This is a genomic window from Microbacterium sp. APC 3901 (genome assembly GCF_030407765.1).
Classification (GTDB): Bacteria; Actinomycetota; Actinomycetes; order Actinomycetales; family Microbacteriaceae; genus Microbacterium.
Map to the genome: position 1 here is coordinate 172,501 of NZ_JASDCU010000005.1, position 15,294 is coordinate 187,794.

Consider the following 15,294-nt stretch of genomic DNA (forward strand, 5'->3'; position numbering starts at 1 on the left):
GCACTCATGTCCCTCGCGCTTCACAGCACCTTCACCGGCGTGCTCGCCAGCATCCCGAGTCCCACGGTCTCCTACATCGACCTCGGCCCCCTCCGGATCCACTTCTACGCGCTCTGCATCATCGCCGGCATCATCGCCGCGGTCCTGCTGACCAACCACCGCCTCACCAGGCGTGGGGCGGAGCCGTGGGTCGTGATCGACATCTCGATCCTCGCTGTTCCGCTCGCCATCATCGGGGCGCGCATCTTCCACGTCCTCACCCACCCGAACTTCTACTTCGGCGAGGGCAGGAACACCTGGAACCCGTTCGAGCCGGGGTCGGTCTGGGCGATCTGGGAGGGCGGCATCGCCATCTTCGGCGCACTCATCGGTGGAGCCGTGGGCGCGTACCTCGGATGCCGCTGGACCGGCATCCGCTTCTGGACCTTCGCGGATGCGCTGGCGCCGGGACTGCTGCTCGCGCAGGCCATGGGCCGTTTCGGCAACTGGTTCAACAACGAGCTCTACGGGCTTCCGACCGACCTGCCGTGGGGTCTCGAGATCCCCTCTGACAACTCGGCGTTCCCTCCGGGGCTTCCCGAGGGCACGCTCTTCCACCCGACCTTCCTCTATGAGGTGCTCTGGAACGGCCTCGGCGTGATCGTCCTCCTCTGGCTGAGCCGCAAGGCGACCGCATTCCAGTGGGGCAGGCTCTTCGCGATCTACCTCATCTGGTACAGCGCCGGACGAGTGGTCTGGGAGTCGATCCGCATCGATCCGAGCGAGATCCTCCTGGGTCTCCGCAGCAACGTCTGGGCCGCGATCATCGGCATCGTCGTCGGTCTCGCGATCCTCATCGTGCAGTCGCGCCGTCACCCCGGGCTCGAGCCGTCACCGTATCAGCCCGGTCGCGGCCGGAAGGATCTCGACGCTGATGTAGAATCGCAGAACAATCCCTCCGATTTCGTGGACGTGAGTGAGCCTCCGTCCGAAGAGGTCGCCGCAGGAGCCAGCGCCACAAGCACCGCTCCCACGGACACCGAAGGCGCTCGATAGCCGACCGGTCCGTGCGGACCCCATCACATCCACCCGGCCAATGACGTCCCCGGGTCAGCTGCAGATCTGAGGACGGTACTGGTGTATTTTCAGCCTCCCTACGGCGCTTCCGGCGCTTACCCCCCGAAGCAGGGCATGTACAACCCGGCGTTCGAGAAGGACGCCTGCGGCCTCGCCATGGTCGCGACCCTGCGTGGCGAAGCGGGTCACGACATCATCGCGTTGGCGCTCGAAGCGCTGCGCAACCTCGAACACCGCGGCGCGATCGGCTCGGATGCGGGCACCGGTGACGGCGCAGGCATCCTGACGCAGATGCCGGACGCGTTCCTGCGGGCGGTCACCGATTTCGAACTGCCTCCCGTCGGCGAGTACGCCGCAGGTCTGGCATTCCTCCCACGCGACTCCAGCGAGCGCCGTCAGCAGAAGGCGGGCATCGAGAAGATCGCCCGCTCCGAGGGCCTCCGCGTCCTCGGGTGGCGCGAAGTTCCCACGGTGAACGACAACCTCGGAAAGCTCGCCGACGAGGCACGCCCCGCCTTCGAGCAGCTCTTCGTGAGCGCCGGGGGAGCCACGCACTCCGATGCGCCGCTCACCGGCATCGCCCTCGACCGCGTCGCCTATCGACTCCGCAAGCGCGCAGGACATGAGCTGGGCGCGTACTTCGTGACGCTGTCCGCCCGCACGCTCGGTTACAAGGGCATGGTCACGACGCTGCAGCTCGAGCCGTTCTACCCCGACCTGCAGGACGAGCGGTTCATGTCGGAGCTCGCCGTCGTGCACTCCCGGTATTCCACGAACACGTTCCCGTCGTGGCCGCTCGCGCAGCCGCTGCGCATGCTCGCGCACAACGGTGAGATCAACACCGTGGGCGGAAACCGCAACTGGATGCGCGCACGCCAGTCGCAGCTCGAGTCCGAGCTGCTCGGCGACGTCGCGCCGCTGCTGCCGATCTGCACTGACGGCGCCAGCGACTCGGCTTCCTTCGACGAGGTGCTCGAGCTGTTGACCCTCACGGGCCGCAGCCTGCCGCACGCCATCATGATGATGGTGCCCGAGGCCTATGAGAAGCAGTCGGACATCTCGCCGGAACTGCGCTCGTTCTACGAGTATCACTCGAACCAGATGGAGCCGTGGGACGGCCCGGCCGCCCTCATCTTCACCGACGGCACCGTGGTCGGAGCGACGCTCGACCGCAACGGTCTGCGCCCCGGACGCTGGACCGAGACCACCGACGGTCTGATCGTCATCGGCTCGGAGACCGGCGTGCTCACATTCGAGCCCGAGCGGATCAAGCGGCGTGGGCGCCTGCAGCCGGGCAAGATGTTCCTCGTCGACACCTCGCAGCGGAGGATCATCGAAGACGAGGAGATCAAGCACGACCTCGCGACCCTGCACCCGTGGCAGGAGTGGCTGGATGCCGGATCCGTGCGTCTCGCCGAACTGCCCGAGCGTGAGCACATCGTGCACCCGCCGGCGTCGATCACCCGTCGTCAGCGCACCTTCGGCTACACCGAGGAAGAGGTGCGTCTGCTGCTGACTCCGATGGGGCAGACCGGTGTCGAGCCCCTCGGCGCCATGGGGTCGGACACTCCGATCGCCGTGCTGAGCAAGCGCCCGCGTCTGCTCTTCGACTACTTCACCCAGCAGTTCGCGCAGGTCACCAACCCGCCGCTCGACTCGATCCGCGAAGAGGTCGTCACGAGCCTCAAGCTGGGCCTCGGCCCCGAGAGCAACCTGCTCACCTGGGGCCCGGACCACACGCGCACCGTGTCGCTCGACTTCCCGGTCATCGACAACGACGAGCTCGCGAAGATCCGTCACATCGACAAGGCTCTGCCAGACCGCTCCAGCGTGACGATCAAGGGCCTGTACCACTTCGACGCGGGATCGAACACGCTCGAGAAGCGTCTCACCGAGATGTGCGCCGAGGTCGACGAGGCCATCGAACAGGGCGCCGAGTTCGTCATCCTGTCGGACCGCGACTCGAACAAGGATCTGACCCCGATCCCGTCGCTGCTGATGGTCTCGGCCATCCATCACCACCTGATCCGCCGTGAGAACCGCATGAAGGTCGGTCTGATCGTCGAGGCCGGCGATGTGCGCGAGGTGCACCACGTCGCGACGCTGATCGGCTACGGTGCCTCGGCGGTCAACCCGTATCTCGCGATGGAGACGGTCGAGCACCTCGTGCGCACCGGCTACATCACGGGCATCACGCCCGAGAAGGCCGTTCGCAACCTGATCTACGCGCTCGGCAAGGGCGTGCTCAAGATCATGTCGAAGATGGGCATCTCGACCGTGTCGTCCTACGCCGGGGCCCAGGTCTTCGAGGCCGTCGGCCTGAGCGAGGAGTTCATCGACAGGTACTTCACTCGCACCGAGTCGAAGCTCGGCGGAATCGGCATCCAAGAGATCTTCATCGAGAACCAGGCTCGTCACGACTACGCCTACCCCGAAGACGAAGCCGCTCGTGCGCACGAGCGACTCTGGACCGGTGGCGAATACCAGTGGCGCCGCGACGGCTCACCGCATCTCTTCAACCCCGAGACGGTGTTCAAGCTGCAGCACGCGACACGCGAACGTCGATACGACATCTTCCGCGAGTACACGAAGATGGTCGACGACCAAGCGGCAGAGCTCAAGACGCTCCGGGGGATGTTCACGCTGCGCACCGGCACGCGCAGGCCGGTGCCGCTCGACGAGGTCGAACCGGTCTCGGCGATCGTGAAGCGCTTCTCGACGGGTGCCATGAGCTACGGCTCGATCTCCAAAGAGGCTCACGAGACGCTCGCGATCGCGATGAATCGGCTCGGCGGCAAGTCGAACACCGGAGAGGGCGGCGAGGACACCGATCGTCTGCTCGACCCCGAACGTCGCAGCGCGATCAAGCAGGTCGCCTCAGGACGCTTCGGTGTCACGAGTCTGTACCTCACGGAAGCCGACGACATCCAGATCAAGCTCGCCCAGGGCGCCAAGCCCGGCGAGGGCGGCCAGCTGCCTCCGCAGAAGGTCTACCCCTGGGTGGCCCGTACGCGTGGCGGGACGCCAGGCGTCGGCCTCATCTCGCCGCCGCCGCACCACGACATCTATTCGATCGAAGACCTCAAGCAGCTCATCTTCGACCTGAAGAGGGCCAACCCCGAGGCGCGCATCCACACCAAGCTGGTCAGCCAGTCAGGCATCGGCGCGGTGTCGGCCGGAGTGGCCAAGGCGCTGAGCGATGTCATCCTGGTGTCCGGACACGACGGAGGCACGGGCGCGAGCCCGATGAACTCCCTCAAGCACGCAGGAACGCCGTGGGAGCTCGGCCTCGCCGAGACGCAGCAGACGCTCATGCTCAACGGCATGCGAGACCGCGTGGTCGTGCAGGTCGACGGCCAGCTGAAGACCGGACGCGATGTCATCATCGGCGCTCTGCTCGGCGCTGAGGAGTTCGGCTTTGCCACCGCTCCGCTGGTCGTCAGCGGGTGCATCATGATGCGGGTCTGCCACCTCGACACCTGCCCGGTGGGTGTCGCGACGCAGAATCCCGTGCTGCGCGAGCGCTTCACCGGCAAGCCGGAGTTCGTCGTGAACTTCATGGAGTTCATCGCCGAGGAGGTCCGTGAGATCCTCGCAGAGCTCGGCTTCCGCTCGATCGACGAGATCGTCGGCCGCGCCGAGCTCATCGAGGCGAACGCCGCCCTGCAGCATTGGAAGGCAGAGGGTCTCGACCTGAGCCCCGTGCTCGAGGGCCCCGCGTTCCCCGCGAGCGAGCCGCGTCGCAACCGCCGCACCCAGGATCACGAGCTCGAGAAGCACTTCGACGTGCAGCTCATCGACATCGCCAAGCCCGCTCTCCTCAACGGAGAGCCGGTCGTGGTCGAACTGCCCATCGCGAACACCGAGCGCGCCGTCGGCACGATGCTGGGGCACCAGGTCACATCGCGCCACGGCGCCGCGGGGCTGCCGAGTGGCACGATCGACGTCACCCTGCACGGCACAGCCGGTCAGTCGCTGGGAGCGTTCCTCCCCTCGGGCATCGTGCTGCGCCTCGAAGGAGACGCGAACGACTACGTCGGCAAGGGGCTCTCGGGGGGCGACATCTCGATCCGCCCTGCTCGCGGCTCTGACATCGCGCCGCACGAGAACGTGATCGCCGGCAACGTCATCGGATACGGAGCGACGTCGGGAACGATGTTCCTCTCCGGCGTCGTGGGCGAGCGATTCCTCGTCCGCAACTCCGGCGCGACCGCGGTCGTCGAGGGCGTGGGCGACCACGCGCTCGAGTACATGACCGGTGGGGTCGCGGTGATCCTCGGCTCGACGGGGCGCAACCTCGGTGCCGGCATGTCCGGGGGAGTGGCCTACATCCGCTCGCTCGACAGCGGCAAGATCAACGCCCAGTCACTCGGCAGCGGCGAGCTCATGCTCGAACCGCTCGACCGAGCCGACCTCGAAGTGCTGCGCAGCCTGATCGTCGCACACGTGGAGCGCACGGCCTCGCCGCTCGGCTCCGACATCCTGGCGCGGTTCGATGAGACCGCAGGCCAGTTCACGAAGGTGCTTCCGCGGGACTACGCCGCAGTGCGCAGCATGCGCGAGGAAGCAGTCGCCGAGGGTATCGACCCCGATGGCGACATCGTCTGGAACCGCATCCTGGAGGTGACCGGTGGCTGATCCCAAAGGTTTTCTGAAGGTCACCGAGCGTGAGCTTCCGAAGCGTCGTCCGGTGCCGGTGCGCATCATGGACTGGAAAGAGGTCTACGAGGCCGGCGATCAAGCGGTCCTGAAGCGTCAGGCCGGACGCTGCATGGACTGTGGCGTGCCGTTCTGCCACCAGGGCTGCCCACTGGGCAACCTGATCCCCGAGTGGAACGACCTCACCTGGCGCGGCGAAGGGCGTGCGGCGATCGATCGCCTGCACGCGACCAACAACTTCCCGGAGTTCACGGGTCGTCTGTGCCCCGCTCCGTGCGAGAGCTCGTGCGTGCTCGGCATCAACCAGCCGGCGGTCACGATCAAGCAGATCGAGGTCTCGATCATCGACGAGGCCTTCGCCAAGGGCTGGGTCGAGCCGCAGCCGCCTGCTCGGCTCACCGGCAAGACGGTCGCCGTCGTGGGCTCCGGTCCCGCTGGACTGGCGGCGGCGCAGCAGCTCACGCGAGCGGGGCACACGGTCGCGGTCTTCGAGCGCGATGACCGCATCGGCGGTCTGCTGCGCTATGGCATCCCCGACTTCAAGATGGAGAAGGGGCAGCTCGAATCGCGCCTTCGCCAGATGCAGGAGGAGGGGACGAGATTCCGTGCCGGAGTGGAGATCGGCAAGGACATCTCGTGGTCCGACCTCCGCGCCCGCTACGACGCCGTCGTGATCGCCACCGGATCCACGATTCCCCGCGATCTGTCGATCCCGGGCCGCGATCTCGACGGAGTGCACTTCGCGATGGAGTACCTCGTCGAGTCCAACCACGCGGTGGCCGGAGACAAGGTCCCCGAGCAGATCACCGCCGAGGGCAAGCACGTCATCGTGATCGGCGGCGGCGACACCGGTGCTGACTGCATCGGAACCGCACACCGTCAGGGCGCGATCAGCGTCACGAACCTCGCTATCGGCAAGCAGCCGGGAACCGAGCGACCCGGTCACCAGCCCTGGCCGATGATGCCGACGCTCTTCGAGGTCTCCTCCGCTCATGAAGAGGGCGGTGAGCGCGTCTTCCTCGCCTCGACCGTCGAGTTCCTCTCCAACGATGTCGGGGAGGTCCGTGCTCTGCGCGTCGCCGAGACCGAGTTCATCGACGGCCGCCGCGTGCCCAAGAGCGGCACCGAGCGCGAGATCCCCGCGGACCTCGTGCTGATCGCGATGGGCTTCACCGGACCGGAGCAGGACGGCTACACCGAGGACACGCTTCCGCAGGTCACCGACCGGGGCGCCTTCCGGCGTGATGACAGCTACGAGTCGACCGTTCCCGGTGTCTTCGTCGCCGGCGATGCCGGCCGCGGGCAGTCCCTCATCGTGTGGGCGATCGCGGAGGGTCGTGCGGCTGCGGCGAACGTCGATCGATTCCTCATGGGCACGACCGTCCTGCCCGAGCCTGTGCGACCGCATGAAGTCGCTATCGGTCTCCAGCCCGCGTAGGCTGAGCCGCGGCACCGTCGCCTGATTTCCATCCCCCACTACCCTGGAGCAATCTGTTGAGACGCGCGAAAATCGTCGCCACCCTGGGCCCCGCCACCTCCACCTATGACACCGTGCGTGCACTGATCGACGCCGGCGTGGACGTCGCGCGCCTGAACCTCAGCCACGGTGACTACTCCGTGCACGAGAACAACTACGCCAACGTCCGCAAGGCCGCCGATGATGCTGGTCGCGCCGTGTCGATCCTCGTCGACCTGCAGGGACCGAAGATCCGCCTCGGCAAGTTCGAGGGCGGCCCCTACGAGCTCGCCAAGGGCGACATCTTCAAGATCACGACCGAAGACATCATCGGCAACAAGGAGATCTCGGGAACGACGTTCAAGGGCCTCCCCAACGACGTCAAGCCGGGAGACTTCCTGCTCATCGACGATGGCAAGGTCCGCGTCGAGGTCGTCGAGACCGACGGCGTCACGGTCACGACCCGCGTGATCGTCGCCGGAGCCGTGTCGAACAACAAGGGCATCAACCTCCCGGGCGTCGCAGTCAACGTCCCCGCCCTGAGCGAGAAGGACGAGGAAGACCTCCGCTGGGGCCTGCGTATCGGCGCCGACCTCATCGCCCTGTCGTTCGTCCGCAACGCGGAGGACATCAGCCGCGTCCACGAGATCATGGCCGAAGAGGGCGTCAAGGTCCCCGTGATCGCCAAGGTCGAGAAGCCCCAGGCCGTCGATGCGCTCGAAGAGATCGTCGACGCGTTCGACGCGATCATGGTCGCCCGCGGTGACCTCGGTGTCGAGCTTCCTCTCGAAGCGGTGCCGATCGTGCAGAAGCGCGCCGTCGAGCTCGCTCGCCGCATGGCCAAGCCCGTCATCGTCGCGACGCAGATGCTCGAGTCGATGATCAACAGCCCGGTGCCGACCCGCGCCGAGACGTCGGACGTCGCGAACGCGGTGCTCGACGGAGCCGATGCCGTGATGCTCTCGGGCGAGACCAGCGTCGGTGACTACCCGGTCGTCGTCGTCGAGACGATGGCTCGCATCATCGAGTCGACCGAGGAGCACGGTCTGGAGCGCATCGCGAAGCTCACGACAAAGCCGCGCACCCAGGGTGGCGCGATCACGCTCGCCGCTCTCGAGGTCGCCGAGTTCGTCGAGGCGAAGTACCTCTGCGTCTTCACCCAGTCGGGCGACTCGGCACGCCGTCTGTCGCGACTGCGTTCGCGCATCCCGATGATCGCCTTCACCCCCGAGCCCGGAATCCGCCGTCGTATGGCGCTGACCTGGGGCATCCAGTCGAAGCTCGTCGACATGGTGCAGCACACCGACCTGATGTACCTGCAGGTCGACGACTACCTGCTCAGCAGCGGCCTCGCGGTCGAAGGGGACAAGGTCGTCGTGATCTCCGGTTCCCCTCCTGGAATCGTGGGCTCGACCAACGACATCCGCGTCCACAAGGTCGGGGACGCGGTCAACGGCGCAGCTCCGATCTACAAGGAAGCCACGATCTGATCGAGGTCGCACAGCGAAGGGGCGGAACGATTGTTCCGCCCCTTCGTCGTCCACTCGGCGATGCTCCACGCGATGGTGTCAACCGGCTGGCGTAGGAGTGGGGACCGCACCTACGGTGAGCGGATGACTCTTCTCCCTCGGCGCATCGTCGTGGCGGGCCATGCCTTCCGTCTGCACGAAAGCACTGAGACGAAGGCGTCGGATGCCGTCATGTACGTGCTGATCCACGGCGTCGGCATGTCCCATCGCTACTTCGCTCGTCTGCACGAGACCCTGCCGGAGTCCGCGCGGGTGATCTCGATCGACCTCCCCGGTTTCGCCGGGCTTCCACAGCCGGAGCGCGATCTCGAGGTCCCCGAGATGGGACGCCTGCTGGCGGAGCTCGTCGCCATGCTGGGCCCTGAGCGCGTCGTCTACGTCGGGCATTCGATGGGAGCCCAATGGGTGCTCGAGGCTGCGCGCGCGCATCCAGAGCACGTCGCGGGAATCGTGATGATCGGTCCGGTCGTCGATGAGCGGCACCGAACGCTCGGAGCGCAGGCACGGGCACTGGTGGTCGACACGCTGGGGGAGACCCCGGCAGCGAACGCCGTCGTCCTGGTCGACTACCTGCGGTGCGGCATGCGCCGGTATCTGAAGCAGGCCCGACGGATGGTCGAGTACTCGACGGCGTCGGCGGTTCAGTCCATCCGGGTGCCGGTGCTGGTCATCCGAGGAGGCGACGACCCTGTCGCCGGATCGGAATGGGGCCACACACTCAGCGCCGCGGCGCGGCGCGGTGTGCTCACAGAGATCCCCGGTCAGTTTCACAATGTGCACTTCACCGCGCCCCACGCGGTCGGACAGGCGATCGAGGGGTGGGCGTCATCCGCGCACTGAGACGAGCGGGCTGGTGGATCGCCGATTACGCCTACGCCGTGTATTGGCAGTTGCGCGCGGCCGTCGATCGTCGCGACGCCGGATCCTTCGTGACCGGCTCGCAGGTGCCGATCGTGATCCTCCCCGGAGTGTACGAGACATGGCGGTTCATGCAGCCCCTCATCACGGCGCTGCACGCCCGGGGCCACCCCGTGCATGTCCTCGATTCGCTCCGGCACAACCGGCAGCCCGTCGTCGAATCGGCTCAGCTCATGACCGAGTTCCTCGAGGCGGCACAGCTCACCGATGCGCTCATCGTCGCACACAGCAAGGGCGGCCTCGCGGGCAAGATGGCGATGGCGGGCCCTGCCGGCTTCCGCGTACGCGCCATGGTGGCCGTGGCGACGCCCTTCGGCGGTTCCCGCTATGCACGGATGCTGCCGGTCCGGTCTCTCCGAGCGTTCTCGCCCTCGGATCCGTCGATCATGCAGCTCGCGCATCGACGCGATGTCAACGAACGGATCGTGTCGATCTACGGTGAGTTCGACCCGCACATCCCCGAGGGCAGTGAGCTCGGCGGCGCGATGAAGAACGTCCGTCTCGAAACCGGAGGTCACTTCCGGGTTCTCGCGAACCCCCGGGTCCTCGCGGAGGTCGCCGCGCTGTCCGAGCGGTGAGCGACGACGGGTCGATGCTCGCGCCTCACGCCCTCCTGTCACGGCAGCGCGGCCTCTCAGGTGCCGGGCTGTACTCTGGTCGAGGCGCAGGCCCACCGCACAGCGACGGGTCCGCACCCACACCCATGGATGACCTGACCATCGACCCCACCGTGGCCGAGCGACACGATCGCTCCCGCCCGCTGGTCGGAGCGCCGCTGGAGCCGGACGATGCCCCACCGCTGTCCGGAAAGCCGGGAAGCATCGGCGTCCGGTATCGCCTCAAGCGCCGATTCCGCACGTACGATGCCATCGCATGCGTCCCCGTCTATCTGGCACAGACGAGCGCGCGTCACACGATCCTGGCCCCGGGCGGCGCCCGGATCCACGGCGGACGAGCATTCGAGCCGGTGCTGGTGGGCGGGGCGGGCGTCGACGCGACGGACGACAACCTCGACGCGATCATCCGAGCCATGGTCCCTCGAACCGTGGTCACTGCCGATCATCCCGCGGTCGCGGAGCGGATGATCCTCGAGTCGATGCGACCCGCTCTTGATCGTTACCTGCTGATCGACGGTCGGGTATGGATCAGCATCTGATCTGATGTGCCGGCGGTGGGACTCGAACCCACACGCCCTTTCGGACAAAGCATTTTGAGTGCTCCGCGTCTGCCATTCCGCCACGCCGGCTCGTGTGTCGCGTCTACGACTTTAGCGCAGGCCATCTGCGCTCACCCGCACCCGCCGCGCCGTCGGGGGACCTCCGAGGTCGTCTCCACTAGGATGGGTCTGTGACCGAGCAAGAACAGGCAGCAGAAGAGCCCACGTCATCCGCACCCCGACGCGTCGTCGTCGCCGAGGACGAGTCGCTGATCCGGCTCGACATCGTCGAGATCCTCCGCGACAACGGCTTCGACGTCGTCGGTGAGGCGGGTGACGGCGAGACCGCGGTGGCGCTCGCGACCGAGCTGCGCCCGGACCTCGTCATCATGGACGTCAAGATGCCGCAGCTCGACGGCATCAGCGCGGCTGAGAAGCTGCACAAGGGCAACATCGCCCCCGTCGTACTTCTCACGGCGTTCAGCCAGAAGGAGCTCGTCGAGCGCGCGAGCGAAGCCGGAGCACTGGCCTACGTGGTCAAGCCCTTCACCCCGAACGACCTGTTGCCCGCGATCGAGATCGCCCTCGCCCGCCACGAGCAGATCATCACGCTCGAGGCCGAGGTCGCCGACATGGTCGAGCGCTTCGAGACCCGCAAGCTCGTCGACCGGGCCAAGGGCCTGCTGAACGAGAAGATGGGCCTCTCCGAGCCTGAGGCGTTCCGCTGGATCCAGAAGGCATCGATGGATCGCCGCCTCACGATGCAGGATGTCGCCAAGGCGATCATCGAGCAGCTCGCTCCGAAGAAGTAGTCTTTGCTGCGGCTCGACGCGGAGCACCTCCTGCGTCCGGTGCGGATCGGCGACGGCGCTGCACTGGCGAGAGCGTATTCGGCGAACCGAGAGCATCTCGCACCCTGGGAGCCCCTCAGATCGCCGGAGTTCTTCACCCCGGAGTGGCAGGAGTTCCACGCCGAGCAGTGCGTGTTGGAAGCATCCTCCGGACGCAACATCCGCTTCGTGATCGAGTCGTCCGACGGAGAGATCCGCGGACGCATCAACCTCAACAACATCGTTCGCGGTGCGTTCTGGAATGCCGATCTGGGCTACTGGATCGATAAGACCCGTCTCCGTCGCGGTCTCGCATCCCGCGGAGTGCGTCATGTCGCGGCGTTCGCACGGGACGAGGTGCGATTGCACCGCCTGCAGGCGGCCACGCTGCTGCACAACTCCGGTTCACAGCGAGTCCTCGCGGACAACGGCTTCGAGCGCATCGGCATCGCACCGCAGTATCTGCGGATCGCGGGGGAGTGGCAGGACCACCTTCTGTTCCAGGTGCTGCTGGACGAGCCGCTCAGCGAGCCTCGGGAACGTCCTTGATCATGTTGGTGATCCGGATCGTCGAGCACCGGCGGCCCTGATCGTCGGAGACGACGATCTCGTGCACCGTGATGCTGCGTCCGAGGTGCACGGGCGTGCACACCCCGGTCACCACGCCGGACGTCGCCGAGCGGGTGTGCGTGGCGTTGATGTCGACACCGACAGCCAGTCGCCCTGGACCCGCGTGCAGGTTGGCGGCCATGGATCCCAGCGACTCGCCGAGCACCACATAGGCGCCGCCGTGCATGAGGCCGACGGGCTGGGTGTTGCCCTCGACCGGAAGCGTGGCGACGCAGCGCTCGGTGGTGAACTCGAGGAACTCCATGCCCATCTTCTGAGCGAGGGCACCCATTCCACGGGCTGTCGCCCAGTCGAGTCCTGCACTGGTCGCGGTGTCGCTCATGGTTCCTCCTCAGCGGGTGTCTGTCGTCCTCGTTAGGCTGACAGGGTGACGGACTCCGCAAAGCCTACTCTCATGGTCGTCGACGGCCATTCGCTCGCCTATCGTGCCTTCTTCGCCCTCCCGGTCGAGAACTTCACGACCAAAGACAATCAGCACACGAACGCCATCTACGGCTTCCTGTCGATGCTGGTGAACCTCATCAAGGCCGAGCAGCCGACGCACATGGCGATCGCTTTCGACACCTCACGTCACTCGTTCCGTACGGACGTCTACCCGGAGTACAAGGCGACCCGCTCCGAGTCCCCGCAGGAGTTCAAGGGGCAGATTCCGCTCCTGCAGGACTGTCTCGCCGCGATGTCCATCCCGGTGCTCACGAAAGAGGGGGTCGAGGCCGACGACATCCTCGCGACCCTCGCGGCGCAGGGCGCCGAGCAGGGTTATGACGTGCTCGTGGTGTCCGGCGACCGCGACACCATCCAGCTGGTCACGGACGACGTCACGCTGCTGTACCCGTCGGTGCAGGGCGTCTCGCAGCTCAAGCGGTACGACCCGGTGACCGTGCAGGAGCGCTACGGCGTGCGGCCCGAGCAGTACCCCGACATCGCGGCTCTCGTCGGCGAGACGAGCGACAACCTTCCCGGTGTGCCCAAAGTGGGCGAGAAGACGGCCGTGAAGTGGCTGACCCAGTTCGGTTCGCTTGACGATCTGCTCGAGCGCTCAGACGAGATCAAGGGCGTCGTGGGCGGCAATCTGCGTGACCACATCGAAGACGTGCGGCGTAATCGTCGGCTCAACCGTCTGCTGCGGGACGTCGAACTCCCCGTCGCGCCCGACGACCTCGCCGTCACGCCGATCGATGCCCAGGCCGTACGCGACATCTTCGCCCGTCTCGAGTTCCGGACCCTGCTGCCTCGCGTCTTCGAGGCCGTCGGCGCCGGCGAGGTCGCCGACGACCCGACGACGACAGTGGTGCTGCCCGAGCCGACCCAGGTCACCGCGGCGGACTTCGTCAGCTGGGCCGAGGCGCAGACCGATGACGTCGCCGTGCGGATCGTCGTGCAGGGTGGAGCTCCGACGAGGCTCGGTGCCGCGTCCGGGGGTGAACTCCGCGAACTCGACTGGAACGACGACGTCGTCGAAGTCCTGCGGCCGTGGCTCGAGTCCGCGAGCCCAAAGGTGCTCCACGATGCGAAGCCCCAGGTCAAGGCTCTGCTCCGACGGGGTGTGCGAATGAGCGGCCTGGCCTATGACACGAGTCTGGCGGGATGGCTGCTGCGTCCGAGCTTCCCCGACAAGACGCTCGGCGACCTCGTCGAGCGCTACCTCGGCGAGAAGCTGCCGGAGGCAGACCCGACGCAGCTCGTTCCTGAGACCGAGGGCGCAACTCCCTCGCAGGAGGCCTGGTTCGCGCTCCGTGTCGCCGCGGCACTGCGCGAGGACATTCCTGAATCCGTCGCCGCGGTGCTCACCGACATCGAGCTGCCGACGCTGCTGACGCTGGCTGATATGGAGGTCGCCGGTGTCGCGGTGTCGCACGACGTGCTGTCGACCTTCTCCGGTGAGTTGGCGACACGCGCCGAAGGTCTCGCTCAGGAGGCGTTCGGGATCGTCGGTCGCGAGTTCAATCTCGGGTCTCCCAAGCAGCTGCAGGAGGTGCTGTTCGACGACCTGCAGCTCCCAAAGACCCGCAAGACCAAGACGGGGTACTCCACGGATGCCGCGGTTCTCGCCGATCTGCAGGAGTCCCACCCGCACCCGTTCCTCGGGCTGCTGCTGCAGCATCGTGAGGCGACCAAGCTCCGCCAGATCATCGAGTCGCTCGACACCGCCATTCAGCCCGATCACCGGGTGCACACGACGTACGTGCAGACAGGCAGCCAGACCGGACGCCTGTCGAGCACCGATCCGAACCTCCAGAACATCCCCGTTCGCACAGAAGAATCCCGTCGCATCCGCAGCGCCTTCCAGGTGGGAGAAGGCTACGAGTCGCTCCTCACCGCCGACTACTCGCAGATCGAGATGCGGATCATGGCCCATCTCTCCGGCGACGAGGGCCTCATCGAGGCGTTCAACAGCGGTGAGGACCTGCATCGGTTCGTCGGTGCGCGGGTGTTCGGTGTCGAGCCGAGCGAAGTGACATCCGCGATGCGCACGAAGGTGAAGGCGATGTCGTACGGCCTCGTCTACGGCCTCTCGGCATTCGGACTGTCGAAGCAGCTCCGCATCGAACAGTCCGAGGCGAAGCAGCTGATGATCGAGTACTTCGCACGATTCGGAGCGGTGCGCGACTATCTTCGGGCATCCGTCATGAAGGCCAAGGAGGTCGGGTACACCGAGACCATCTTCGGCCGCCGCCGCCCGTTCCCCGACCTTGCGAGCCCGAACCGCGTCCTTCGCGAGAATGCCGAGCGCGCAGCGCTCAACGCTCCGATTCAGGGAAGCGCGGCCGACATCATGAAGATCGCTCTCCTGCACATCCACGAGGACCTCCGCGACGAGGGTCTCGCGTCGCGCGCGCTGCTGCAGATCCACGACGAACTCGTCGTCGAAGTGGCCCCGGGGGAGTGGGACGCGGCGGAGCGGATCGTGCGGACCCGAATGGGCGACGCCGCGAATCTCACGGTGCCCCTCGACGTGCAGGTCGGGCGCGGACGCGATTGGAACGAGGCCGCGCACTGATGCCGACCGACGCCACGTGACGGCGACGGCGCCGAGCTCGGCCACGCGGTACACCGATA

11 protein-coding genes and 1 tRNA gene are annotated in these 15,294 nt (G+C 66.7%); 10 read left to right on the forward strand and 2 right to left on the reverse strand.

What is annotated here, in order from left to right; translation table 11 throughout:
* The first annotated feature begins 6 nt into the window (after positions 1-6).
* From lgt to QMA07_RS06575, 7 genes are all read left to right on the forward strand, one after another.
* Positions 7-1,035: a prolipoprotein diacylglyceryl transferase gene (gene lgt, locus QMA07_RS06545; protein ID WP_290160724.1), complete on the forward strand. Its 1,029-nt coding sequence runs from the start codon at positions 7-9 to the stop codon at positions 1,033-1,035.
* Positions 1,036-1,170: 135 nt separating this feature from the next.
* Positions 1,171-5,694 carry a glutamate synthase large subunit gene (gene gltB / locus QMA07_RS06550; protein ID WP_290160794.1) on the forward strand — a complete coding sequence of 1,508 codons (4,524 nt, stop codon included), beginning with the start codon at positions 1,171-1,173 and terminating at the stop codon, positions 5,692-5,694.
* Positions 5,687-7,153, forward strand: a complete 1,467-nt coding sequence (locus tag QMA07_RS06555; RefSeq protein WP_290160725.1) for a glutamate synthase subunit beta — start codon at positions 5,687-5,689, stop codon at positions 7,151-7,153. Before gltB ends, QMA07_RS06555 begins: the two co-directional genes overlap by 8 nt.
* A 56-nt stretch (positions 7,154-7,209) precedes the next feature.
* Positions 7,210-8,661 carry a pyruvate kinase gene (gene pyk, locus QMA07_RS06560; protein ID WP_290160727.1) on the forward strand — a complete coding sequence of 484 codons (1,452 nt, stop codon included), beginning with the start codon at positions 7,210-7,212 and terminating at the stop codon, positions 8,659-8,661.
* Between the two features lie 123 nt (positions 8,662-8,784).
* The gene (locus QMA07_RS06565; protein WP_290160729.1) at positions 8,785-9,540 is read left to right on the forward strand and encodes an alpha/beta hydrolase; all 756 of its coding nucleotides are present in this window, start codon (positions 8,785-8,787) and stop codon (positions 9,538-9,540) included.
* Positions 9,519-10,196, forward strand: a complete 678-nt coding sequence (locus tag QMA07_RS06570; RefSeq protein WP_290160730.1) for an alpha/beta hydrolase — start codon at positions 9,519-9,521, stop codon at positions 10,194-10,196. The genes QMA07_RS06565 and QMA07_RS06570 overlap by 22 nt, the downstream gene beginning before the upstream one ends.
* Before the next feature lie 125 nt (positions 10,197-10,321).
* A complete protein-coding gene (locus QMA07_RS06575; RefSeq protein ID WP_290160731.1) occupies positions 10,322-10,774 on the forward strand; it encodes a hypothetical protein in 453 nt (150 codons plus the stop codon).
* A 7-nt stretch (positions 10,775-10,781) separates the two neighbouring features.
* Here the strand turns inward: QMA07_RS06575 and QMA07_RS06580 are convergent.
* Positions 10,782-10,864, reverse strand: a tRNA-Leu gene (locus tag QMA07_RS06580).
* A 101-nt stretch (positions 10,865-10,965) separates the two neighbouring features.
* Here QMA07_RS06580 and QMA07_RS06585 point away from each other — a divergent pair.
* Positions 10,966-11,586 (forward strand): response regulator, encoded by a 621-nt coding sequence (locus tag QMA07_RS06585; RefSeq protein ID WP_140037099.1) that lies wholly within the window; start codon positions 10,966-10,968, stop codon positions 11,584-11,586.
* 3 nt (positions 11,587-11,589) lie between these two features.
* On the forward strand, positions 11,590-12,153 hold the full coding sequence (locus QMA07_RS06590) for a GNAT family protein (protein WP_290160732.1): 564 nt from the start codon (positions 11,590-11,592) through the stop codon (positions 12,151-12,153).
* Here the strand turns inward: QMA07_RS06590 and QMA07_RS06595 are convergent.
* On the reverse strand, positions 12,128-12,556 hold the full coding sequence (locus tag QMA07_RS06595) for a hotdog fold thioesterase (RefSeq protein WP_056376870.1): 429 nt from the start codon (positions 12,554-12,556) through the stop codon (positions 12,128-12,130). The two genes, QMA07_RS06590 and QMA07_RS06595, sit on opposite strands and share 26 nt — an antisense overlap.
* 45 nt (positions 12,557-12,601) lie before the next feature.
* Here QMA07_RS06595 and polA point away from each other — a divergent pair, with 45 nt between their 5' ends.
* The gene (gene polA / locus QMA07_RS06600) at positions 12,602-15,235 is read left to right on the forward strand and encodes a DNA polymerase I (RefSeq protein WP_290160733.1); all 2,634 of its coding nucleotides are present in this window, start codon (positions 12,602-12,604) and stop codon (positions 15,233-15,235) included.
* Positions 15,236-15,294: the final 59 nt, after the last annotated feature.